At 59.3% G+C, this 21,657-nt stretch carries 21 protein-coding genes, 1 pseudogene and 1 other annotated feature; of the genes and pseudogenes, 10 read left to right on the forward strand and 12 right to left on the reverse strand.

Annotated elements, in window-relative coordinates:
• Positions 1 to 264: 264 nt before the first annotated feature.
• Entirely contained in the window at positions 265 to 1,074 is an 810-nt protein-coding gene (locus RCCGE510_RS10630; RefSeq protein WP_007629766.1) for a class I SAM-dependent methyltransferase, read from the reverse strand.
• A gap of 121 nt (positions 1,075 to 1,195) precedes the next feature.
• Complete coding sequence (locus RCCGE510_RS10635; protein ID WP_007629769.1) at positions 1,196 to 2,077, reverse strand: NmrA/HSCARG family protein; 882 nt, start codon at positions 2,075 to 2,077, stop codon at positions 1,196 to 1,198.
• A 100-nt stretch (positions 2,078 to 2,177) separates the two neighbouring features.
• Between RCCGE510_RS10635 and RCCGE510_RS10640 the strand changes: the two genes are divergently transcribed.
• The gene (locus RCCGE510_RS10640; RefSeq protein ID WP_007629773.1) at positions 2,178 to 3,092 is read left to right on the forward strand and encodes a LysR family transcriptional regulator; all 915 of its coding nucleotides are present in this window, start codon (positions 2,178 to 2,180) and stop codon (positions 3,090 to 3,092) included.
• A gap of 11 nt (positions 3,093 to 3,103) precedes the next feature.
• Here RCCGE510_RS10640 and RCCGE510_RS10645 read toward each other — a convergent pair whose 3' ends face one another.
• The 4 genes from RCCGE510_RS10645 to RCCGE510_RS10660 form a co-directional block, all read right to left on the reverse strand.
• The gene (locus RCCGE510_RS10645; protein WP_007629775.1) at positions 3,104 to 4,570 is read right to left on the reverse strand and encodes a SulP family inorganic anion transporter; all 1,467 of its coding nucleotides are present in this window, start codon (positions 4,568 to 4,570) and stop codon (positions 3,104 to 3,106) included.
• Between the two features lie 70 nt (positions 4,571 to 4,640).
• Positions 4,641 to 4,696, reverse strand: a sequence feature (sul1 is cis-regulatory element that is thought to sense ions involved in sulfur or methionine metabolism; They are found in Alphaproteobacteria).
• 188 nt (positions 4,697 to 4,884) lie between these two features.
• Positions 4,885 to 5,136, reverse strand: a complete 252-nt coding sequence (locus RCCGE510_RS10650; RefSeq protein WP_007629777.1) for a hypothetical protein — start codon at positions 5,134 to 5,136, stop codon at positions 4,885 to 4,887.
• Positions 5,137 to 5,192: 56 nt separating this feature from the next.
• Positions 5,193 to 5,573, reverse strand: a complete 381-nt coding sequence (locus tag RCCGE510_RS10655) for a response regulator (RefSeq protein ID WP_007629779.1) — start codon at positions 5,571 to 5,573, stop codon at positions 5,193 to 5,195.
• 159 nt (positions 5,574 to 5,732) lie between these two features.
• Positions 5,733 to 6,521: a DUF899 family protein gene (locus tag RCCGE510_RS10660; RefSeq protein WP_037078295.1), complete on the reverse strand. Its 789-nt coding sequence runs from the start codon at positions 6,519 to 6,521 to the stop codon at positions 5,733 to 5,735.
• 335 nt (positions 6,522 to 6,856) lie between these two features.
• Between RCCGE510_RS10660 and RCCGE510_RS10665 the strand changes: the two genes are divergently transcribed.
• Both RCCGE510_RS10665 and RCCGE510_RS10670 read left to right on the forward strand, forming a co-directional pair.
• Positions 6,857 to 7,624: an adenylate/guanylate cyclase domain-containing protein gene (locus tag RCCGE510_RS10665; protein WP_007629783.1), complete on the forward strand. Its 768-nt coding sequence runs from the start codon at positions 6,857 to 6,859 to the stop codon at positions 7,622 to 7,624.
• A 161-nt stretch (positions 7,625 to 7,785) separates the two neighbouring features.
• Positions 7,786 to 8,241 (forward strand): DUF805 domain-containing protein, encoded by a 456-nt coding sequence (locus tag RCCGE510_RS10670; RefSeq protein WP_007629785.1) that lies wholly within the window; start codon positions 7,786 to 7,788, stop codon positions 8,239 to 8,241.
• A 140-nt stretch (positions 8,242 to 8,381) separates the two neighbouring features.
• Here the strand turns inward: RCCGE510_RS10670 and RCCGE510_RS10675 are convergent, their stop codons facing one another.
• The 3 genes from RCCGE510_RS10675 to RCCGE510_RS33290 all read right to left on the reverse strand — a co-directional run bounded on the left by RCCGE510_RS10675 (position 8,382) and on the right by RCCGE510_RS33290 (position 9,760).
• Positions 8,382 to 8,759 carry a hypothetical protein gene (locus RCCGE510_RS10675; protein ID WP_007629787.1) on the reverse strand — a complete coding sequence of 126 codons (378 nt, stop codon included), beginning with the start codon at positions 8,757 to 8,759 and terminating at the stop codon, positions 8,382 to 8,384.
• Between the two features lie 222 nt (positions 8,760 to 8,981).
• Positions 8,982 to 9,371, reverse strand: a complete 390-nt coding sequence (locus RCCGE510_RS10680) for a hypothetical protein (protein WP_007629788.1) — start codon at positions 9,369 to 9,371, stop codon at positions 8,982 to 8,984.
• Positions 9,372 to 9,472: 101 nt separating this feature from the next.
• A complete protein-coding gene (locus RCCGE510_RS33290; protein ID WP_081525701.1) occupies positions 9,473 to 9,760 on the reverse strand; it encodes a DUF982 domain-containing protein in 288 nt (95 codons plus the stop codon).
• Positions 9,761 to 9,781: 21 nt separating this feature from the next.
• On the opposite strand from RCCGE510_RS33290, the gene RCCGE510_RS35960 reads away from it, so the two are divergent.
• Entirely contained in the window at positions 9,782 to 10,753 is a 972-nt protein-coding gene (locus RCCGE510_RS35960) for a rhomboid family intramembrane serine protease (RefSeq protein WP_276310632.1), read from the forward strand.
• A 117-nt stretch (positions 10,754 to 10,870) separates the two neighbouring features.
• On the opposite strand, the gene RCCGE510_RS10695 is transcribed toward RCCGE510_RS35960, so the two are convergent.
• The gene (locus tag RCCGE510_RS10695) at positions 10,871 to 11,212 is read right to left on the reverse strand and encodes a lipoprotein (RefSeq protein ID WP_007629791.1); all 342 of its coding nucleotides are present in this window, start codon (positions 11,210 to 11,212) and stop codon (positions 10,871 to 10,873) included.
• Between the two features lie 224 nt (positions 11,213 to 11,436).
• Between RCCGE510_RS10695 and uvrB the strand changes: the two genes are divergently transcribed.
• A complete protein-coding gene (uvrB, locus tag RCCGE510_RS10700; RefSeq protein ID WP_007629792.1) occupies positions 11,437 to 14,403 on the forward strand; it encodes an excinuclease ABC subunit UvrB in 2,967 nt (988 codons plus the stop codon).
• A 1-nt stretch (position 14,404) separates the two neighbouring features.
• On the opposite strand, the gene RCCGE510_RS10705 is transcribed toward uvrB, so the two are convergent.
• Positions 14,405 to 15,907, reverse strand: coding sequence for an anti-phage dCTP deaminase (locus tag RCCGE510_RS10705; protein WP_007629793.1), 1,503 nt, complete (start codon positions 15,905 to 15,907; stop codon positions 14,405 to 14,407).
• A gap of 498 nt (positions 15,908 to 16,405) precedes the next feature.
• Between RCCGE510_RS10705 and RCCGE510_RS35530 the strand changes: the two are divergent.
• The 5 genes and pseudogenes from RCCGE510_RS35530 to RCCGE510_RS10730 all read left to right on the forward strand — a co-directional run.
• A pseudogene (locus RCCGE510_RS35530) lies at positions 16,406 to 16,530 on the forward strand (GNAT family N-acetyltransferase); the annotation flags it as partial.
• A 62-nt stretch (positions 16,531 to 16,592) separates the two neighbouring features.
• Positions 16,593 to 17,024: a hypothetical protein gene (locus RCCGE510_RS10715; protein ID WP_007629796.1), complete on the forward strand. Its 432-nt coding sequence runs from the start codon at positions 16,593 to 16,595 to the stop codon at positions 17,022 to 17,024.
• Positions 17,025 to 17,099: 75 nt separating this feature from the next.
• On the forward strand, positions 17,100 to 17,486 hold the full coding sequence (locus RCCGE510_RS10720; protein WP_007629798.1) for a GNAT family N-acetyltransferase: 387 nt from the start codon (positions 17,100 to 17,102) through the stop codon (positions 17,484 to 17,486).
• 378 nt (positions 17,487 to 17,864) lie between these two features.
• Positions 17,865 to 19,592 (forward strand): calcium-binding protein, encoded by a 1,728-nt coding sequence (locus RCCGE510_RS10725; RefSeq protein ID WP_007629799.1) that lies wholly within the window; start codon positions 17,865 to 17,867, stop codon positions 19,590 to 19,592.
• Between the two features lie 233 nt (positions 19,593 to 19,825).
• Positions 19,826 to 20,293, forward strand: coding sequence for a DUF3828 domain-containing protein (locus tag RCCGE510_RS10730; protein WP_007629800.1), 468 nt, complete (start codon positions 19,826 to 19,828; stop codon positions 20,291 to 20,293).
• A gap of 44 nt (positions 20,294 to 20,337) precedes the next feature.
• On the opposite strand, the gene RCCGE510_RS10735 is transcribed toward RCCGE510_RS10730, so the two are convergent.
• Positions 20,338 to 21,417 carry a preprotein translocase subunit SecY gene (locus RCCGE510_RS10735; protein ID WP_007629801.1) on the reverse strand — a complete coding sequence of 360 codons (1,080 nt, stop codon included), beginning with the start codon at positions 21,415 to 21,417 and terminating at the stop codon, positions 20,338 to 20,340.
• Positions 21,418 to 21,657 lie beyond the last annotated feature (240 nt).

The raw sequence follows: 21,657 nt of genomic DNA on the forward strand, positions 1-21,657 counted from the left end.
CATGAGACGCTTTTGAGCGCGAGCGCGCCGTGGCTAGGACGGAACCTTTCATCCTCCAACGCCACCATTGAAGGCGTGCCACCTCGAGCGCCTATCATTGGGTGCGGCGCCCTCGAACATCCCTCATCCTGAGCCGCGCAGCCCAGAGGGCGAAGCCTCGAAGGACACGCCGCAACGCCGTTTCGTGCATGCGTTGTCTCTAACGCCGGCGCACCCGCCTCGTCCTTCAAGGCCCCTTCGGGCGCGCGTCAGGATGAGGCTCTCTTAGGAGTCGACCGCCACCCTACCCCGGCACGCCAACGCCACCGACGCAAACGACCGCGGCCCATCCGGCTCGCCGGCTTCATATGCGGCTCTCATGGCAACGCCGAGCGCCTTTCGCTTCGCTGACTCGAGCCCCCAGACATACTTGCCGAGCGGCCCCTCGCCTGCGGCGATCGGCCCCCAATAGTCCTCAAAGGAGCGATATTCCATCCGGATCAGCAGCGACGTCTCCTCGACGTCGACAAGGCCCTGGCTGAGGAAACTTTCCTTCATCTCACCGGGCCGCATCATCGGCTGAAAACAATATCGGCGACGCAGCGGCAGCGCATCCTCGTCGAGCATGACAGCCGTGTCCCACATCATCCGCATGCCGGACATCCCGCCGTAATGGTCCCAGACGGCGGCGGCAACCACACCGCCCGGGCGCACGACACGCGCCATTTCCGAAACAGCCTTTCCCGCCTCCGGCACAAAATGCAGCACGAGCAGCGACATCGCTCGGTCGAAGCGGTTATCGTTGAAGGGAAGCGCGCAAGCGTCCGCCTGACGGATCGTGATCCGCGGATCGGTGTTGCGCCGTGTCGCCGCCTCGACGAAAACCGGCGAATAGTCGATGGCGGCGATCTCCTTCAGGCCCGGCTTTTCCGCCAGTGTAAAGGCCAGGCTGCCGGTGCCGCAGCCGACATCGAGGACACGATCTCCATCCGCGAGACCGGCGAAATCGATCAGCAGCGGCGCCAGCCTTTTGCTCCAGCGCCCCATCAGACGCTCATAACCATCCGCACTTTCGACGTTGAAACTCGATGGCATTGAAGTTTCCCCTCCAAGGACGATGGTCTATCGCTATCGAGCCGCGGCGGGCCATCGCCTTCCGCTTAGCCGCGCTGCTCTCCGTCGTCCCCGGCTCAGACCGGGGACGACGGAGAGTGTATCAGGCAGACGCCTTGGCGAGAACACTCCAGTCGACGCCGCGCGCCCAGTCGGCATAGCTGTGCCAGCCGACATCGGGAAAATCGCGGCGCAGGGCAGCGATGTCGACGTCGTAGCCGGTACGGTCGAACCATTCGAACATCAGCGCCGCGTCCTCGCTCTGCTGCCGCATCGCGGCGATCGGCAGTTCCTGGTAGCGTATCGGCCGCTCGAGCGCCTCGGACAGGATCTTCGACTGCTGCTCGCCAGACAATTCGTCGCCGGCAATATCGAAATGCTTGCCGAACACCTGTTCGCGTCGCTCGGCCAAAGCCACGACGAACGCCCCGATATCCTTGATGGTGATCTGTTGCAGCACGCGGGCGGGCGGCAACGCTGCCGCATAGACGCCCTGTCGGAGTCCATCGATCGCCCAGGGCGCCACCGTGTTTTCCATGAAGGCGACGGGCGCACTGACCGTATAGGGAATGCCGAGGCCCGCGACGTGCTTCTCGACGAGATACTTGCTGTCGAAATGCGGAATGCCGGTCTTCTTGTCGGCATCGCCAACGGAGGAATAGATCAGGTGACCGACGCCGGCGGCCTTCGCCGCATTGGCGACGGTGATGCCCTGGCGCGTTTCCGCCTCCGGCCCATTCTCGTAGCTGTTGCCCATCAGGAACATCGTGTCGACGCCCTCAGCCGCCCTCGCCACGGATGCGCCATCGTTGAGATCGCCGGCGACAACCTCGACCCCTGCCGCGGCCAACCGCATTGCGCCGTCGCCGTCCGGTTTGCGTGAGATCGCCTTGACGCGGTGTCCCCGCGCGAGAAGCGCGTGCACGACCGCGCCGCCCTGCTGGCCGGTGGCGCCCGTCACCAGAACGCTTCGTGTGTTACCCATCTGTCTGCTCCTTGGTGTGAACGATAGAGCAAAGTTAAGGCCTGTCGCATTGAACCATAATAGCCTATAGTTGAGAAACATCGTACCATCTGAAGATACAATGCTCGATCTCAACGATATCATGATTTTCGCCCGCGTCATTGAAGCCGGCAGCTTCACCGCCGCGGCGCGCCTGCTCGGCATGCCGAAGACGACGGTCAGCCGCCGTATTGCCGCTCTCGAGCACGAACTCGGCGTGCGCCTGCTGCAGCGCACGACCCGCAGCCTCAACCCGACGGATGCCGGCCGCCTCTATTACGAGGAAAGCAGCCAGGCGCTCCGCACCATCGAAGGCGCCAACCTGCGTCTTGCGGAGGCAAGGACGGAGCCCGCCGGCACGATCCGCATATCGGCGCCGGTCGGCTTCGGCGGCCACTTCCTGCAGGATGCGATCTTCGATCTTTTGGCGACCTACCCGAAGTCGAGGGTCGAGTTGCGCCTGACCGACGACAGGCTGAACCTCGTCGAAAACGGCATAGACCTCGCCTTCCGCACCGGCATTCTGGAGGATTCGACGCTGATCGCCCGCAAGCTCGGCTCTACCCATCGCTTGCTCTGCGCGAGCCCCGACTATCTCGCCCGGTGCGGCGCGCCCGATCGCCCGGCAGATCTCGTCCGCCACGACTGCGTTGTCGCCGGCCACTCCACCCATGCGCAATGGCTGCTTGAAGGCCCGCACGGACAGGAAACTGTTCCTGTCTCGGGGCGCTTTGCCGCCAATGAAATGCAGGCGGTCATGGCCGCAGCGATCGCCGGTTACGGCATCGCTCGACTGCCCCATGGGGTCGCCAATGCCTTCATCAGGGATGGACGGCTGTGCCGCGTTCTCGACGGTTACACGACCCCGGTCGGCGGCTTGCACGTCGTCTATCCGAGCAGCCGGCACCTGCCGCCTCTGGTCAAGACCTTTATCGAACTCGCCGCCAGACGGTTGAACGCGGGAGCCGATGGCAGCGACGACTTCGCCATCATATAGCGGTAGCCCCGCTACACTTCCTTCAGCACCACCTTGCCATCGAGGCTTTCGATCAAGGTCGCACTCGCCTGATTGAGGCCGGCGACTTCCACGGCGATGCCATGTGCCTTGAAGCGCTGCACGACCTTGTCGAGCGCGGCGACGGCGGTGATATCCCAGAAATGCGCCTCGGAGACGTCGATCAGCACCGCCCTGCCGGTCGCGTCCTGAACGTCGAAGGCCTCGACGAAGACATCGGCAGAGGCAAAGAACACCTGGCCTGACACGCGATACGCGCGCCGCCCGGCGGCTTGATCGGACGCCACCTCGATGCGCAACAGGCGGGCGACCTTGAAGGTGAAGAACACGCCGCTGAGCAGCACCCCGACCGTCACCCCGAGCGCTAGGTTGGCAGTGAAGACGGTGACGACCACGGTCGCCACCATGACGGCGCTCGACATGCGGGGGTGGACGACGACCGCTCTGAGCGACGACCAGTCAAACGTGTCGATCGAGACCATGACCATGATCGCCACCAGCGCGGCGACGGGAACTTCGGAGACCCACGGCTTCAGCAGCACCATCAGGATCAGCAGAAACGCGCCGGCAAACAGCGTCGAGAGCCGGCCGCGCCCGCCATATTTCACGTTGCTCACCGTCTGCCCGATCATGCCGCAGCCGGCAATGCCGCCGAACAGGCTCGCGGCTGCATTGGCAAGGCCGAGACCGGTGCATTCGCGGTTCTTCGAACTCGGGGTATCCGTGAGATCGTCAACGACGCTCGCGGTCATCATCGACTCCAGCAGCCCGACCATGGCGATGGCAAGTGCGGGTCCGGCGATGATCCGGAGGGTTTCCAGCGTCAGCGGCACTGCCGGCCAGCCGAACAGCGGAAGCGAATCCGGCAGTTTGCCGAGATCGGCGACGGTGAGAACGGGAAGCCCGAACCCGATCGAGGCGACAGTCAGGATCAGAACGCAGATCAACGGCGACGGGATCGCGGTCGTGATCTGCGGCGTCAGATAGATGATCGCAAGCCCGGCACCCAGCACCGCGTATTCCGTCCAGCCGGCACCGATGATGTGCGGCATCTGCGCGGCAAAGATCAGGATGGCAAGTGCATTGACGAAGCCGGTGCGCACGGATTTCGAGACGAAGCGCATCAGCACGCCGAGCCGCAGCAGGCCGAACACGATCTGCAACAGCCCCGCCAGCAGCCCGGCGGCAAAAAGATATGGCAGTCCATGGGCGTGCACCAGCGGTGCCGCGACCAGCGCGACCGACCCGGCCGCCGCCGAAATCATCGCCGGTCGTCCGCCGGTGAACGCAATGACGATGCCGATGACGAAAGAGGCAAACAGGCCGACCTCGGGATCGACACCCGCCACGAATGAAAAGGCGATGACCTCGGGGATCAGCGCGAAGGTCGCCACCGCTCCGGCAAGCATTTCGCGCATGGGATTGGCGAACCAATCGCGACGGATGGAGGAAAGTAGCATGGGATGGAGTCTCGCAAAGCATGGCCCGACACGCCCTGCCGAGCGGTCGCGTGATTGCATGCAGGTTTTGCGTTGTCTGGCGGATCGGCGGCCAGAAGAGCCACCCGGGGTCTCACCGGGTCCGTGGTGAATGTCGGTGGTATAGACGAGATTTTTACCGCAGCGCAACATTCAAATGGACAGGGATGAAAAGCGAAGCTGCGCGGAATTGATAAGAACCTAAGCACGCCACTGGAGATCGTGCCGGACGGTACGATGAAAACTCGCCGAGAAGATCCTCCTGCGCGATGGCGCGACGAGAGCCGGAGCCACCCTCACTGCCAGAGAAAGTCCGGGCCTGTGCTCTGGGACGTAAGCTTTAATGTGCCATCCGGCTGAACCACATAGGTCTCGAATACACGGTAACCGAATTGACCGAGAAAGGTATTTTTGACCACCGTCCCCGGACGATAGGGTGAATGAATGACCTTTCCGCCATAGGTGAGGCTACCCGAAAGAGGCTGCGGGTCTTCCGCGCTGGCGCAGGCCGTGAGGGTGAAAAGAATGACAACGAGTGTGTGCTTCATCCGGATGATCTCCCGTGAAGGGTCCAGCGACGTGCACGACGTCAATCTGCTTCTTATCAGATCGCGGCTTTGCTGCTGTCAAAATCTTTGCGCCGGGCCGCCTCCGCCCGCGAGAGCGCGCTGACAATCCTCTCATCGGAAAACGGCTTGGAGATCACATCGAGCGCTCCAGCGATACCGTTGCCGACACTCTCCGGACTGCCGGTCACGAAGATGACATCCACGCCGAAGCGGTCGATCAGCCGGCGCGCAAGCTGCGCGCCGCTCAGCCCGTCGGAGAGGTTGAGATCGACGAGGGCTACATCGCTTTTCGGGGCATAGGCGAGAGCTTGCTCCACCGTCGAAACCGGCCCGATAGTCTGGTGCCCTGCCTCTTGCACAATGCGTTCGAGTTCCAAAGCAATAATATTCTCATCTTCTACGATCATGACCTTCATGGCTAAGCCTCCTCATCAAAGCCGGGTGCTCGGGCACATTACCGGCAACGGGTACAACGCCGCCGATCCCAAATGTTTCCACTCTGCATTGAATTCTTTTTACGAGGACGATGGCGCAAAAGGTCCGGCCGCACCGGGCTCGTTACGGCAGCGCTCTCATCACGATTTCTCGTTTGCGCTCTCGGCCCGGAACGCCGCCTCGCCGGCGTCTGAAACCTCGACCCACTTCTTGTCGGGCTCGGCGTCGGCCACATAAGCGTCGTTCCAGTTCCACCACTTGTAGGTCTGGGTCTGAGGATAGCCCTCGGGCGAATCTTCCCAAACTTCCTGGCGGCCGAGCGGCGTAATATCGAGGTAGTTCCAGGTGCCGCCCATCTGCTCATCGCCGCGGTTGTTGATGAAATAGGTGCGGAAGATGCGCTCGCCGTCGCGGTAGAACACATTGGTGCCGTGCCATTCGTCGACGCCGAAATCCTTGTCGAAACTGTCGGTGATCGTCACCCACGGCATCGTCCAGCCCATCCGCGCTTTCAGCCGGGCGATATCGGCCTGCGGCGCGCGCGAGGCAAAGACCAGCGTCGTATCGCGGGCGTTGAGATGGGCGATGTGGGCCACTTGATCGGCCACCATCGAGCAGCCGCGGCAGGCATGCTCGGGCCAGCCGAAGACGCCTGGCTCGTAGAAGGCGCGGTAGACGATCAACTGGCGACGGCCTTCAAACAGTTCGGGCAGGCTGACCTTGCCCTCGGGTCCCTCGAACGCATAGGCCTTTTCGACCGCCATCCACGGCATGCGCCGGCGCTCGGCGGCGAGCGCGTCGCGCGCACGGGTCTGGACTTTTTCCTTTACCAGCATCTGCGCGCGGGCCGCCTCCCAGGCCTCCAGCGGCACGACCGCCGGTCTCTGCATGGTCTCTCCTCTGTTTCCGTTCTCGGCTGAAGCAGTCATGGCGCAATCTCCTCATTGGGGCGAATTCCCGCGCCTCGAAGCCCGGCTCATCGCGCATTACTCGGACATAGTCTCGCATCGGAAATCGAACAGTGGGAGTAACAAGTGTGACCGTATTCCCGTTGCGCCGATCGAGCCGCGGCGGCGGTGACGGGACACCTAGCGATGCTATTCGTCGGACCCACGCAATAGTCGATTTGCCGCCGATCGGTCCGATGGAATGGCGCCACCCGAAATACGTCAGGCCATCGCGGCCCTCGACTATCAGCAGAGTTGCCAAAAGCAGTCGAGTATCGGAAGCTTGTGTCTTGGCTATCAGGGACGGATTGTTCGATATGACCACAGCCTCTTCCAGTGAGCAGGCCAGCCATGGCAACGCCAGAATCTGCCGCGGCTGCTGGGACCAGATGCATATGCCGATCCCGATCGGCGGCCCGCTCGCGTTGCCTTTCCGCGCCTTGGGCATCACCCGCAGCAAGATGAACCCCGATATCTGCACGATCTGCGAACGCTCCTTCAAATATGTCAAGAAGCAGCGCCAGATCACCGTCGACGCCACCATCTTGTTTGCCGATATCAGGGGATTTACGGATCTGTCGGAGCGCATCGAGGCGGTGCAGCTGAGCGAGATCGTCAGCCTGTTCCAGGATCGCTGCGCCCAGGCGATCTGGGCGCATGACGGCATCGTCAACAAGCAGATGGGCGACGGCCTGATGGCGATCTTCAATTTCCCAATCGTCCGCAAGGATCACGCCGCCGCGGCGATCCGGGCCGCCTTCGAGATCCAGCGAAACTGCGCCGCGGCGCTGAACGGCCTGGTGCTCGACACATTGCCCGGCCGCACCTTGGGCGTCGGCGTCGGCATCCATTGCGGCGAGGTTCAGATCGGCGAATTCTCAAGCTTCCGCAGCGATTTCACCGCCATCGGCGGCGTCGTCAACCAGGCCGCCAGACTGGAATCCCAGGCTGCGGCGGGCGAGATCCTGGTCTCGGTGGAAACGGCGGTGAACGCTTCCGACCTCACGGCAGGCGCCGAAACCCGCGTGCTGGCCCTGAAGGGCATCGAGCAGCCGGTGCAGGCACGTGTGCTGGTCAAGCACTGAGCGACGGCGATTGCGGCCTGCTCAAAGCATCATCCCGCCGCCACCATGGCAGCCGCAGTTTCTCACGCTGTGATTGCGAAACATATTCGTCTACCAGCCGGTTAATCCTCCGGAAACAAACATCGCTTATCTCTAAGCCGTTTTAACAGCTGGGGTTTCTCATGGGCAGTTTTTCTCTGTTTCACTGGTTGATCGTCTTAATTCTATTCGGCGTGCCATTGTTCTTCGTCTTCAGAAAACCGCTGGTTGGGGCGAACCGCTTCGGCGGCCGGCCGCAGGCCATGGGTTTCGGCCAGGCGATTGGAAGCTATTTCAAGAACTATGTGAACTTCAGCGGCAGAGCGAGCCGATCGGAATTCTGGTATTCCTCACTCTTCGTCTTTCTCGTCGCCATCGCTTTGCTTGTCGTGGATCGAAGCGAAACCTTGAGCCGGATCTGGTCACTGGCCACGTTTCTTCCGTGGATCGCCGTGGCCGCCCGACGCCTTCACGACATCAACCGAAGCGGATGGTGGCAGCTTCTTGCACTATTACCTCTCATTGGATCGGTCGTCGTGCTCGTATGGTACTGCAGGGCGTCGACAATGGATGATTCCAGGGAAGCCGTGTTCGCGTGAGCAAGGTGTGAGAATGGTCCTCGCGGGTTGAGCGTGTCCGAGGCACCGGTCATCGTCGTAACGCGGACTGCGGGGTGCGCGGTCCGCTTCTGACGGCATCCGGAAGGGACCGGCGAGGTTGGCAAAAGCCCGCCTCCGCCTCAGTACTTCATGTTCCGTAATTCAGGAAAATCATAGTAACGCAGCCGCTTGTCATGGCAGCGAGGGGCATTTTTTGACAGGCCCACAATCATGTTGTTTTTCAAGGTAAGGCCGATATAAGACCAGTTTGAGTTGCTCCGCTCCGTGGTGCGCGTGCAATAAGCATAGATCTGCTTTTCCGGATCAAGCAGAACCACGCTGGAAATCTCGGCCTTCACGAAGTTCCCCGGTTTGATGGTTCCCCGCAGAGCATCGACGTATTCGCGTCGAACCGCATTGGAGGCCGGACGCTGGGAATCCGCAGCGGATTGCGGCGCCGGAGTTTGGCAGCTGGCCAGTGCCAGCGCGATAGCGCAAGCAAGGAATTTGATCTTCATTCAGTTGAATCTCCCGTATCAAGGTCGATAGATCGGCCTTGTTCAGAAGGCTGTGGCTGCAAACAGCAACTCACAGCCCGTACTTCGAGGCTCCGCCCTGCGGGCCGCGCACCGCCGCATGAGGAAGGTTGAGAGGCCGCGCCGTCACAACGCTGGAGGAAAATCGCGCCGCCGCTCACCAAAGCCTGGAGCGGCGACGCGGCCCGAGCCTTCGCGCCTGCGTCAAGTCTTCATGCCGTTCATCTCAGGAAACGGGTAGTAACGCAGCCGCTTGTCTTTGCAGCGATTATCATTCGGCGTCGCGCCGAGGATTTGGCCATCAGTGAAGGAGATGCCGAGATAGGCCCAGTCTCCCCAGCTGTGCTTGGGCACGATCCTTACACAATAAGCATAAATCTGTTTTTCGGGGTCGAGCAGAACCACACTGGAAATGCGCGCCCAGACGACTTCTCCTGCTTCGTGTCTATAAGTTCTCTTGAATACAATATTGATGAAGTTCTGCCGAACTTCATTTGATGGCGGACGCTGCGAATCTGCAACGGATTGCGACACCGGAGCATTGCAGCCGGCGAGCGCTAACAGAGCAGCGCAAACAAAGACTTTTATTCTCATTCAGTAAAATCTCCAAAGAATCGGAGCGCATCGACGCTGCCTATTCCCACAAACACAGCGGGAATAATATTTGCAATACATGGAAACAAATATCGTCGGCGTTACCGGCTGTCAGCCGCATGGCCGGCATCGTCCTCATGATCATCGATCGCCACACCTGCTTCCAGCGCTGCGAGGATAAAGGCCTGCCTCACCGCCTCGGCCGGCATTCGCCCGGCAAGCCAGGCGCAGCAGAAATCGATGGCTCTCTGCTGATGAACGCCGTCATGGATCGGCCAGTCGGAGACAAGTGCATAAAGCGCATCCTGCGGTGAGCGGAGAACCAGCCGTTCACCAGTATCGAGGTCGATGGAAATGGAGTTTTCCCAGAAGGCGGAATGGTCGCTAATGGCAGTCGCACCTGCATCTGAATGGACAGGAAACTAACTGCGGAAGGCCGATCACGGTTCCACTGCAAGGCCGGTGGCAGCGCCAGCGCTCGAAGAGGGGTAGCTGCCAACGCCGGAGAGAGCCTCACTCTGAGGCGCGGAAGCCGAAGGACCAGCGCCCTTGGCGGGTCTATCTCGTCGGTCTGGCTCAATGACGCTAGCACGGTGGGTGTCGGCGCCTCCGGCGGCATCGTCGGACTTTTCGCGGCCGTCATCGTTGGGAGCATCCGTTTCCGGTCGACGCCGATTGCATCCTCCCTGCAAATGGGAGCCATTCAGATTCTGGTCCCCTCGCTGTTGCCGATCTTCAACTCTGCGAGAGACGGTCAAACCATCGATTATGCCGGCCATTTCGGCGGTGCCGTGACCGGCGCGGCACTGTCGCTTCTACTGTTGACCTTCTGGCCGCGGGAGCGTCCGACACCTCGTTATGACAGAGTGGCGATCGCCTTTAGCGCCGCATTCGTGATCATTGCGGCGGGAGCGCTGTGGCCCATCATCAATGCGCGGCACTTCTATCTCACCGATCCGATCGCCAACTATTTCGGCGGCAGGTATCAGCAGGCGATAACGGGATTTGATACAGAGGCAAATCTGAACGGAACCAGGGCTCCCTATGCTCGCGTCTGGCGCTATTTCGCTCAAACCAGAGTGGGTGATCCGAAGGCGCTGGACGATCTCAGAGCCGCCGCCGACACGGCTGATAAAACTGCATGGCCCTATCCCATCTACCGCCTTTTCCTCGGCGAACTGAAGCCCGTGGAGATGGTGTTCAAGGCCGCCGACAGCAACCAGATTTGCGAGGCGATCTTCTACAGCGGCGAATGGTACCTGTTTTCAGGCGCCACGGAAGAAGCGCGCCGGCGGTTCCGAGGCGCCTTGCTGTCCTGCCCGAGCACCTTCATTGAGCACGAGGCGGCAGGATACGAACTGGCCAAGCTCAAAGCGAAATGATCACACGCAGCCACGCCGGCGCCGTACCTCAAGAGAGTCTCACCTGAGGCGCCCCGCAGGGGCCTCAGGACGAGGCGGATGCGCAGGCCTGGCGGCCCCATCCTGCGCGCCGTGCCATTAACTCGGCAGCTTGCAGCCCTTGCTCATACCGGCGGACTGCATAGCGGAAACCTTGCCTTTTGATGCAGCAATTTCGCCTTCCTTGTCTCCCCCGGCAACACTGCCGATCGGGACGCCGACGAGGAAGACGCCGAAAGCATCGCCGTTCGCTGCGCTGATCTGCTGCTTGGACAGATCGTCGAGCTTGGCCTTCTCTTTCTTGAGCTGTACGGCGAGCGCTTCGCAACTGAGGTTCGTATAGGCCGCCATCGGAATATCGACCTGCACGATGGCGTCAGGACGTTTGGCGCAGCCGGCGAGTGCCGCCGTCGCCGCAAATGCAATGATGATCTTGTTCATGAATGGTCCCCGATTCCCGCAGCAGCTGTAACATTGCCGCCCGCAATGCGGGAGATGGCCTGACCTTCAACCACAGACTTTTATTATTCATTTGAGAGAATCCGGTTGCAGGTCTTTGAAGCAGGTACCGCCATCAATTATTCGCCATCCCGAACGATTCATTCGTTTCCCTTTTGTACTCTTCCCCTCTTCCCTTTCGCGCTGACTCTCTCCATATTCGCGCCATGGCCAAATCTCCGAAGAAATCCCCCGCCCCGAATGGCTTCGAGGAAGCCCCTCAATCGTCCTTCGAGGGCGCGCCGCTCTCCGGCTCCGTCGCCGACTGGGTGAAGCAGCTGGAGGCCGATGCCGAAGCTTCCGGCGTCGAGACCCAGCGCCAGATCGCCTCCAAGGCGGGCAAGCATCGGAAGAAGGTCGAGATCGCCGCATCGAAATCGGCGCGCGGCACCTCCATGGGCGGCTCCACCGATCCGAAGACGCGCGCCGCCGCCGGCCTCAACCCGGTCTCCGGCATGGATACGACGCTGGAGGAGGCCTCGTCGCTGCAGGCCGGCACCGCCGTCACCGCCACGGTGGAGGCGCTGTCGGCGTTGATCGAGAGCGGCAATCCGCTGCACAAGAACGGCAAGATCTGGACGCCGCACCGCCCTGCCCGGCCCGACAAATCCGAAGGCGGCATTACGATCCGGATGCGGTCGGACTACGAGCCGGCCGGCGACCAGCCCACCGCCATCCGCGATCTCGTCGAGGGGCTGGAGAATGGCGACCGCAGCCAGGTGCTGCTCGGCGTCACCGGCTCCGGCAAGACCTTCACCATGGCCAAGGTGATCGAGGCGACGCAGCGCCCGGCCGTCATCCTGGCGCCGAACAAGACGCTGGCTGCCCAGCTCTATTCCGAATTCAAGAACTTCTTCCCCGACAATGCGGTGGAATATTTCGTTTCCTACTATGATTATTACCAGCCGGAAGCCTATGTGCCGCGCTCCGACACCTATATCGAGAAGGAAAGCTCGATCAACGAGCAGATCGACCGCATGCGCCACTCGGCGACACGCTCGCTGCTCGAGCGCGACGACTGCATCATCGTCGCCTCGGTCTCCTGCATTTACGGTATCGGCTCGGTCGAGACCTATACGGCGATGACCTTCCAGATGTCGGTCGGCGACCGGCTCGACCAGCGCCAGTTGCTGGCCGATCTCGTCGCCCAGCAATACAAGCGCCGCGACATGGATTTCACCCGCGGTTCCTTCCGGGTGCGTGGCGATACGATCGAGCTCTTCCCCGCCCACTTGGAGGATGCCGCCTGGCGCATCTCGATGTTCGGCGACGAGATCGACGCCATCACCGAGTTCGACCCGCTGACCGGCCAGAAGGTCGGCGACCTGAAATCGGTGAAGATCTACGCCAATTCGCACTATGTCACCCCACGCCCGACGCTGAACGGCGCCATCAAGTCGATCAAGGAGGAGCTCAGGCTTCGCCTCGCCGAGCTCGAAAAGGCCGGTCGCCTGCTGGAAGCCCAGCGCCTGGAGCAGCGCACCCGCTACGATATCGAAATGCTCGAAGCCACCGGCTCCTGCCAGGGCATCGAGAACTATTCGCGTTATCTCACCGGCCGCGATCCCGGCGATCCGCCGCCGACCCTGTTCGAATACATTCCCGACAACGCCCTCGTCTTCATCGACGAGAGCCATGTCACCGTGCCGCAGATCGGCGGCATGTACCGAGGCGACTTCCGGCGCAAGGCGACGCTGGCCGAATACGGCTTCCGCCTGCCCTCCTGCATGGACAACCGGCCGCTGCGCTTCGAGGAATGGGACGCCATGCGCCCCGACACCATCGCCGTTTCGGCCACCCCCGGCGGCTGGGAGATGGAACAGTCAGGCGGCGTCTTCGCCGAACAGGTGATCCGGCCCACGGGCCTGATCGATCCGCCGGTCGAGGTCCGCTCGGCCCGCAGCCAGGTTGACGACGTGCTCGGAGAAATCCGCGAAACATCGGCCAAGGGCTACCGCACCCTCTGCACCGTGCTGACCAAGCGCATGGCCGAGGATCTCACCGAATATTTGCATGAGCAGGGCGTGCGCGTCCGCTACATGCACTCCGACATCGATACCTTGGAGCGCATCGAGATCCTCCGTGATCTGCGCCTCGGCGCCTTCGACGTGCTCGTCGGCATCAACCTTTTGCGCGAGGGCCTCGACATTCCTGAATGCGGTTTCGTCGCCATCCTCGACGCCGACAAGGAAGGTTTTCTGCGCTCCGAGACATCGCTGATCCAGACCATTGGTCGTGCCGCGCGTAACGTCGACGGCAAGGTCATCCTCTATGCCGACCAAATCACCGGCTCGATGAAGCGGGCGATGGAGGAAACCAGCCGCCGCCGCGAAAAGCAGATGATCTATAACCAGGAGCACGGCATCACCCCGGAATCGGTGAAAGCCAGGATCTCCGACATCCTCGACTCGGTCTACGAACGCGACCACGTCCGCGCCGATATCTCAGGCGTCTCCGGCAAGGGCTTCGCCGATGGCGGCAACCTCGTCGGCAACAACCTGCAGACCCATCTCAACGCCCTCGAAAAGAGCATGCGCGACGCCGCCGCCGACCTCGACTTCGAAAAAGCCGCCCGCCTCCGCGACGAAATCAAACGCCTCAAGGCCGCCGAGCTGGCGGTCATGGACGATCCGATGGCGCGCGAGGAAGCGAAGGCTATGGAATGTGGCAAAAGGAACGGAAAAGCCAGCCGCGAGTCTATCTCCCCACCTGTGGGGGAGATGTCCGGCAGGACAGAGGGGGGCGCCACAACCTCCAAGTCTCTCTTCCAGAAACCCTCCAACGACGACATGGGCCCAGGCACCGACACCGCCACCCCCCTCTTCCGCAAACCCCATCTCGACGACATGGGCCGCGACATCTCCGAACCCGCTAGGAAGACCCTCTTCCGCAAAAACGACCTCGACGAAATGACGGTCGGTAGGACGGAAAAGCCAGTCACGGGGCAAGTGCCGGAAAAGCCGGATGCCGCCAAGGGCACGAAGCGGTTTTCACCTTTGCTGGAGGGCCAGCCGGAGCGCGATGATGTGCGGCCGGTCGTGCGCGGGAAGACGGGGGTTGGGAGCTATGAGGATGCGGGCGAGCAGAAGCGCAAGGGGCGGACGAAGGGGAAGACTGGGCGGCCGGGGCGGTGATTTAATTGGCTTGAGAAGAAGTTACCAGCTGCGAAATGATGCTCGAATCCTCATTCTCAATATAAGCAGCGCTTTTATCTTCAATCATAGGAAGAGGGTCTCCATGATACCACTCTTTGCGTTTACCGCTGCTCATCTTGCGAGAGCGTTTTTCAAAAATATCCCGGTAGCGGCGAGGCGAAATGCCAACGAACGGCCTAAACAAGACCTTCTTATCCGCAAGATCGTCGTCGAAAGTTATTGAATCAGCATTAAGTTCCACTGCGTAACTTTTGGGATACGGTTCAAGATACACTAGAGATTTGATTCCAGATGACACAATATGCTTTGCACACATGTGACATGGAAATGTTGTGCAATACATGGTTGCTCTTTTCACCGAATTCCCTAGTCTCGCAGCATCTGTGATCGCAGACATTTCTGCGTGAATCATTCTGCCAAACTCGATAATATCCATTATCTGTGACTCTCGAATGCTTTCGTCTGCCATTATGGTTCGCAACTGATCTATTGCGTTATTCTTGGCAGCAAGCTCTTCAGACAAGAAACCTGAACTACTCATTCGAGAAACTAAATCGTAAAGTATCTGGAGCTTACGCGACTGATTGGCGTCGTTTCCACGCTCAAAGTCACGTTGCGCGCTTTCTCCATCTTCAGCCCAGTATGTTCCTCCAAACGCTTTGGGCACCTCATTGCAGCCCATAGCAACGATTTCACCAGCATCGGTAAATATTGATGCACCTACCTGTCTTGAGAGGTCGATCGAGCGGAGCGAGGCCGCAGCAGCGGTATACATCCCGTACTCCATCTTTGTTGGAGAACGACCGTTATGCCCAAACAGCGCTTCAAAGAAACGGCGCAATGTATCTTCGATACTTCTCTTATTCATTCCATATATAAATACGTCACCGAGATGGAATATATTTGAAATCTTCTGACCAAAACTACCGGTCCCTTCATCGAAATCCTTTTTTATGAGATCGATTGCCTCTTTCTCACATTCATCCTTGTCACGAGTCGTTTCATCGAAATCCTTTATCTTACTCGAAATATCTGTCCTCCGCTCTTTTTCAGAGGCGGAAACCGAAATCTGTATGAACTTGCGTCCATACGTTTTTCGCATAAGCTCGATCTCCTCAGGCCTTTTAAACTGGCGAATTACATAGGCGTGCCCCAAAGCCGGTTTTTCAACGCTTCCTGTGATTCCGGTTCGTTCATCTCTAATCTTTGCGACAGCAAGCGCTGCGAGCGCTGCTGAACTACCTGCGATTTCACAGACTTTATCAGCATAAGCGATAAGCGAGTGATACTTCGCGCTGTATGAATTCTGCTCAATGGTCACATCAGTTTTGATTGCAACCATCAACTCGGTAATACGGAGTGGAACTGAAATGTATCCTAAGTGCTTAAGTTCTTTGACGATGACTGCCTGCACATAATCCAGATCAACGCCTATAGGACCCACAAGCCCAATAAAAAGTTCCGGTTTATTGGCGTCAGCCATACGATTCCCCGCAGCGACAAGCATTGATAAATTGTGAATCAAACGGCGAATAAACCGCTAGGGATATACGCGACTCGCAGCTATCATGAATGCGTCCATAGCAACCTTTGGTGGAGGCGACATTGTCAAAAAAGAGCAATGAAGTAAAGGATGCAAACGACGCCATTGCTTCACATGGTGAATGGCTTCAGAGGCAGCTGCATGTAGCAGCAGAAAATCTAAGTAAAAGGCCTACTGAAAGACGCGGCCCCTTCGAGGTCAGCGACCGGATTATAAACGACTTAAACGAAAGGTTTTCAGTAAAGTCCGGAAACTAAGTCTACATATTTTTCGGATTTTTGCTTTTCGTTTTTCTGCCCAAGGCAATTATCGACAAACTATACCTTTTCAATATTCCGGTGGCGAGTGTGTGGTTTATTGACGAGCGATACAGTCTAGGTTGCAGTTTGCTGAAGATTCCAGACCTCTGCATCGACCGCTTTCCCCTCCGCCACCGAAATTATCGCCCTCTGGTTCGCCGCCTTTTGCCCCGCGCCCCGCGCGACTTCACGCCCATCCTCTCCAACAGCCTCGCCCATATCGGCGCCTACCACGATACGCTCATCGACTTCGTCAACGTCGCATGAGATAGCGGCATTCATACCCCCATCCCCGACACCTCAGTTCATCGGCAAAAAAACCCACAATGTCCGACACCATCCTACGCTACCTCCCAGCCAACCCGTCTTGGCAACCCTCCCCGGAAACCGCCACCAAGGCGGTCTCCTTGCTGGAAACAATCATCCCCGGGGCGGACGACGTGAAAGCGAGCTTCGCGGATGAGATCAGGTTCTACGATCCCGGCGAAAACTGGTCTGGAGTGGCGTGCAGCCGAAGATGGTGGGGCGATGCGATGGAGGCGGCTTCTACCGATGGGTTCAAAGACCTCAACACCGTGGCCCCTTGCTGCGGCGCCGCCGTATCATTGAACGACTTGCGGTATATCTGGCCCGCCGCGTTCGGCCGCTTTGCTCTCGAGGCCCACAATCCAGGCATCGGCGATACCACCGAGGAGCAGGATAGGAAGATGGCTGAATGCCTTGGAGCGCCATTGCGGAAAATATGGGGGCAGGTTTAGGTTATATCAGGACGCTCGCCAGGGCCTGTCACGCCAACCAAAGCGCCGCCAGCATAAGGGAAGGAGCCGCCACCCATGCCAGAACTCCGCATAGACCCCTTCCCCTCCGCTAGCGAATTCAACGCCCTCTGGTCCGCCGCCTGGGGCGCGCCTGCCCCGCGCGACTTCTCCCCTATCCTCTCCCGCAGCCTCACCCATATCGGCGCCTACCACGACAACCAGCTCGTCGGCTTCGTCAACGTCGCCTGGGATGGCGGCATTCATGCCTTCATTCTCGACACCTCGGTTCACCCTGATATGCGGCGGCAAGGGATCGCAACGCGGCTGGTCAGGGAAGCGACGCGGGTTGCGCGGGAGCGTGGCGCGGCGTGGCTGCATGTCGATTTCGAACCGCACCTAACCGGCTTCTATCGCGCCTGCGGCTTCAGCCCCACGGAAGCAGGCCTCATCAAGCTGATGTGAAGTCTCTCGCGCGGGAAGCCGGCGCAAGTCGAAGCTAGAACCAACCTGCGATAGTGGGGCGACCAATGGCGCCGCGCAGCACCACTGAAAAGTCCACAGAAAACACAATTTTAGCGAGAGCATCCCGCTCGAAATGAAAGACAATACTATTTAGGAGACCGAAGAATGGCTTTGAGTTCTCAAATTAAAATTCATTTCGCAGTATTTCATCCTTAGTTTTTCATTAAAAAAGCAATGAAAAGACACAATTCTGCATTGAAAACTTAATCGGGGATTGGCATAGATCCCCGAGGGGTTGTCGTCCGCTGAGCAATAAAACAGTTCTTTCGCGGATTTCTCATTTTTCCGAGTACAACGCATCTTTTGGGGAAAGATAATATGGCCTTGAATATTTTAGACACGAACGGAACAACGATTACCAAGACAGGCGCCGAATTCGAAGCTTACGACGTTATCCGGCACTCCGCCGCGAATCCTTCCTCGCCTGTCACTCTGATTGTCTCGGATTCCGGCGTGGCCGACCTGGCCGCCGAATTGGGTTCGGTCTCCGCGAATGTGACGGGCTCGGGCAGCGGCAATGTCATCACGACGGGCGCCGGTAACGATCAGCTTCACGGCGGTGATGGCAATGACACCCTGAGTGGCGGCGATGGCAATGACCTGCTCGCAGGCAGAGACGGCAATGATATCCTAAATGGTGGCGGTGGCGATGACCAGGTCGTGGGCAGCGTAGGAAATGACATCATCAGGGGCGGCGCAGGCAACGATACAATCTCAGATGGCGATGCTGGCGGTCGCACCCCTGAGGTCTTTGATATCGATGCGGGCGATGGCAACGATGCCATCACCGTGCAAGGATCCGCTCCAATGGTTTCCGGAACGATCGATGGCGGTGCCGGAATTGATTCGCTCCAAGCCTCTGAGCTAAGAGGCCTGACGATCAAGAACATCGAAGTCCTTGAAACCGCGGGATATTGGGTTTCCGGTTCGAGCGCGCAGTTCGAGAGCTTTGACAAAATCGTCTGGTCGACCGATCCGTTCCATGATTTCAACCCCGCATTGGCATTGACGGACAGCGCTCACCTCGATCTTTCTGACGAGTTGGGAGGCCATGGAGCTTTCGTCACCGGCTATGTCTCCGGTATCGACGTCAAGACCGGCAGCGGCAATGACGAATTTACCGGCACAGACGGCAATGACATTTTCGATGGCAGCGGCGGCAACGACATCCTCAATGGCAAGGCCGGCAATGACAAATTGACCGGCGGCGCCGGTAACGACACCATCAATGGCGGCGCGGGCATCGACACTGCGATCTTCTCCGGCAATTTCGCCAATTACTCCTTCGCAATGAACAACGGCGATCACATCCTGACGAGCGCCGCGGAAGGAACGGATACGCTGACAGACGTCGAATTCGCGCGCTTTGCAGACGGCGTTTACGATTTCGCTCAGGGAACCTTCAAGCCCAATAGCAGCAATAGCGCGCCGACCAATATCCAGCTCTCGAAGACCGCCCTCTCCGAGGACACGCCGATCTGGACCACGCTCGGGCTGCTCAGCGCCAAGGACGCCGATGGTGACACCCTCACCTACAAGCTCATCGACGGCGCCGACGATCACTTCCGCCTCAATGGCAATCGCATCGTCACCTCGAAGGCTTTGGATTACGAAACCGCCAAATCGCACACGATCAAGGTGGCGGTCTCTGACGGCAAGGTCACTGTCGAAAAAGACATCACGATCAGCGTTCTCGACGTCAACGAAGCCCCAGTCAATAAGGCGCCGATCAATCTCGCCTTCTCGCGCGGCTCGATCTCCGAGAACGTCGCGATCGGCACCTCGGTCGGCCTTCTCTCCGCCGTCGATCCGGAAGGCGGCGCGGTGAAGTGGCGGCTGACCGATGATGCGGACGGCATCTTCAAGCTCGTCGGCAACAAGATCCAGACCAAGGCTGCGATCGACTTCGAAAGCAACCATAGCCTGACCTTCACCGCCGAGGCCTATGACGCGGCTGGAAACACCACCAGCCACGATTTCACTATCGCCGTGAAGGACGTCTTCGAGCCGTCGTTTTCGACCCTGTCGCATGAGGCATTGATTTAATCGCGATATGATCGCCGGTGGACGCAAGATGCGTCACCGGCGATCTCGACAAAAAGAGGCCGGACTGCCCGCCTCGCTACCTCGAGCGGCCGACTTTCCTGGTAATAGCTCGCAGACACCAGCCGGAGGCTGGCAAGGCCAGCGGCCGTGCCCGGGCAATCCCCTTTCAAAAATGCAGCTCCACCTCGACATCCGTTTCGGTTATGATTTCTGCTCATCCGAGGAGAGCCCGCATGCGCCTACCCACATTCATCCTCGCCCTTGCCGTGTCGGCGCTCGCAGCCCTGCCCGCATCGGCCGAGACCTACAAGACGCCGAAGGCGCTGCTCAAGGCGCTCTACAGTTACAACACCGACAATAGCGACGCCGAGGCGCCCTCGCCGTATTCGATCTTCTTCTCCGACCATCTGAACGAGCTGCTCCAAGCCGATCTCGACAACACGCCCGATGGCGATGTCGGCGCGATCGACTTCGATCCCGTCATCGCGGGCCAGGACGGCGCGGCGAGCGACGTCAGGATCGGCCAGCCGATCCTGCTGGATGATAAGGCCGAGGTGGAGGTGCAGTTCGAAAACGGCGACGAGGTGACGCTCTTCTACACCCTGGTGCGGCAGCACGGCGGCTGGAAGGTCGACGACATCGCCAATCAGAAGGGGGAAAATCCGTGGAGCCTAAGCGCGTTGCTGAATGATGCGCAATAGGCGGTAGCTATACCGAAAGAGCAATCGCCGCACCCCTTCGACCTTTACTCAGGGCTGACGAAGAATCCGGCCGAGGGACCCGAGCGTTTCCTTAGGCGTGGAAGCCCAAGAGCTGTGACCGCCAAAACGATGACTCCGATGGCGCCTGGGCTGACCGGAAGCGGAATGAATGCAGTTACAAGAGCGCCGGAGACAAGCAGCAAGATCTGAATCAAGGCGATAATGATTGCGATCACAATCAGACGATTATTCGCGACCTTGAGTCTTCTAACATAAGAGAAAACAATGAGCGGGATCAGGACCGATGCCATTGCCAGAGCGATAATTTGCAGAGGCAACCCCTGTGCCGCAGCAATAAAACTTGGGGCAATGAAACCGATGAGGCCCAGCACATAAACTGCAGCGGTGATTGCCAGGACCGGCGGCCAGATGAGAATTTCCCTTGGCTCAACCGTCCCCTCTTCGATGGCGCCAGTCTCATGACATGCCGACCTCCACAAGACAGCCGTGACAACCACCGCAGCGACCGACAACACGAGATAACTCGCGACGATCAGCCATTGCGTCGAAGGCACGGCTCCCGTTCTCGTCATTTCGACTGAAGCGACCACGTTGTTTGGTAGGCTCAATAGGATCGGGATCGAATACAACGGCCAAAAGCCGTCGCGCAGGCCCGCGATCCTTATCCGGTCGGAAAGGAAGATCGTAAACGCCGTCGCGCCCATGTAGGATGCAATCGTGAGCATGGTGAAATTAGTCACCTTGTCATCGACGAGACCCGTCGCGCCCAGGCCGTCTGATATGGCGTAAGCCTGCATAGCAGCAACGACTAACGCGATCACAACGACGACTACAGCTCCTGAGGCAATGTTTCCACTTTGCTTGTCCTTCCGCTGGAGCCAAGGAAAACCGATCAACCGTGCGATTTCCGCAAGTCCTAGCGCGGCGTAGAGGGGCATCAATCCAAGAGCTAGGATCGATACGCGAGAGAGCATGACTGAATCGACAGTGTAATTCAGGCCGGTAAAAGCGTCCAAATCGATCCCGGGGAGCGGGATATGCAAACCCAGCATGTAAACGATGCCGATAAAAGCGAAGGTGATGACCGTTGGCCGCGAATTCATTCGACTTCCTTCGGTCACCAATCTTGATGGTTCGCGGCCCGCGAGTGCCACCCACAGCGTGTAGTGAGTCGGATCATGCGAAGTCAAGGACTTCCGAATCGGACTTAAACAGCTCCTGCATTCTGGCCACCAGCCGATGGCGCTCCATGATTTCCTTTCAGTGCCCGGCCCGACTGTTTGGCTAGCCAGCATTCTAGCTTGCCGAGTTCCAATCAATTTTCGTGCAGCTTCGGCCGCTCG

It is taken from the genome of Rhizobium sp. CCGE 510 (assembly GCF_000292525.1).
Lineage (GTDB): Bacteria > Pseudomonadota > Alphaproteobacteria > Rhizobiales > Rhizobiaceae > Rhizobium.

Bases quoted from the DNA above. Each gene is read 5' to 3' on its own strand.
- RCCGE510_RS10630 (WP_007629766.1), bottom strand. From the start codon at position 1,074: ATGCCATCGAGTTTCAACGTCGAAAGTGCGGATGGTTATGAGCGTCTG.
- RCCGE510_RS10635 (WP_007629769.1), bottom strand. From the start codon at position 2,077: ATGGGTAACACACGAAGCGTTCTGGTGACGGGCGCCACCGGCCAGCAG.
- RCCGE510_RS10650 (WP_007629777.1), bottom strand. From the start codon at position 5,136: ATGAAGCACACACTCGTTGTCATTCTTTTCACCCTCACGGCCTGCGCC.
- RCCGE510_RS10660 (WP_037078295.1), bottom strand. From the start codon at position 6,521: ATGACTGCTTCAGCCGAGAACGGAAACAGAGGAGAGACCATGCAGAGA.
- RCCGE510_RS10695 (WP_007629791.1), bottom strand. From the start codon at position 11,212: ATGAACAAGATCATCATTGCATTTGCGGCGACGGCGGCACTCGCCGGC.
- RCCGE510_RS10725 (WP_007629799.1), top strand. From the start codon at position 17,865: ATGGCCTTGAATATTTTAGACACGAACGGAACAACGATTACCAAGACA.
- RCCGE510_RS10670 (WP_007629785.1), top strand. From the start codon at position 7,786: ATGGGCAGTTTTTCTCTGTTTCACTGGTTGATCGTCTTAATTCTATTC.
- RCCGE510_RS10735 (WP_007629801.1), bottom strand. From the start codon at position 21,417: ATGAATTCGCGGCCAACGGTCATCACCTTCGCTTTTATCGGCATCGTT.
- RCCGE510_RS10705 (WP_007629793.1), bottom strand. From the start codon at position 15,907: ATGGCTGACGCCAATAAACCGGAACTTTTTATTGGGCTTGTGGGTCCT.
- RCCGE510_RS10730 (WP_007629800.1), top strand. From the start codon at position 19,826: ATGCGCCTACCCACATTCATCCTCGCCCTTGCCGTGTCGGCGCTCGCA.
- RCCGE510_RS35960 (WP_276310632.1), top strand. From the start codon at position 9,782: ATGGACAGGAAACTAACTGCGGAAGGCCGATCACGGTTCCACTGCAAG.
- RCCGE510_RS10665 (WP_007629783.1), top strand. From the start codon at position 6,857: ATGACCACAGCCTCTTCCAGTGAGCAGGCCAGCCATGGCAACGCCAGA.
- RCCGE510_RS10720 (WP_007629798.1), top strand. From the start codon at position 17,100: ATGCCAGAACTCCGCATAGACCCCTTCCCCTCCGCTAGCGAATTCAAC.
- RCCGE510_RS10675 (WP_007629787.1), bottom strand. From the start codon at position 8,759: ATGAAGATCAAATTCCTTGCTTGCGCTATCGCGCTGGCACTGGCCAGC.
- RCCGE510_RS10640 (WP_007629773.1), top strand. From the start codon at position 2,178: ATGCTCGATCTCAACGATATCATGATTTTCGCCCGCGTCATTGAAGCC.
- uvrB (WP_007629792.1), top strand. From the start codon at position 11,437: ATGGCCAAATCTCCGAAGAAATCCCCCGCCCCGAATGGCTTCGAGGAA.
- RCCGE510_RS10645 (WP_007629775.1), bottom strand. From the start codon at position 4,570: ATGCTACTTTCCTCCATCCGTCGCGATTGGTTCGCCAATCCCATGCGC.
- RCCGE510_RS10715 (WP_007629796.1), top strand. From the start codon at position 16,593: ATGTCCGACACCATCCTACGCTACCTCCCAGCCAACCCGTCTTGGCAA.
- RCCGE510_RS10680 (WP_007629788.1), bottom strand. From the start codon at position 9,371: ATGAGAATAAAAGTCTTTGTTTGCGCTGCTCTGTTAGCGCTCGCCGGC.
- RCCGE510_RS10655 (WP_007629779.1), bottom strand. From the start codon at position 5,573: ATGAAGGTCATGATCGTAGAAGATGAGAATATTATTGCTTTGGAACTC.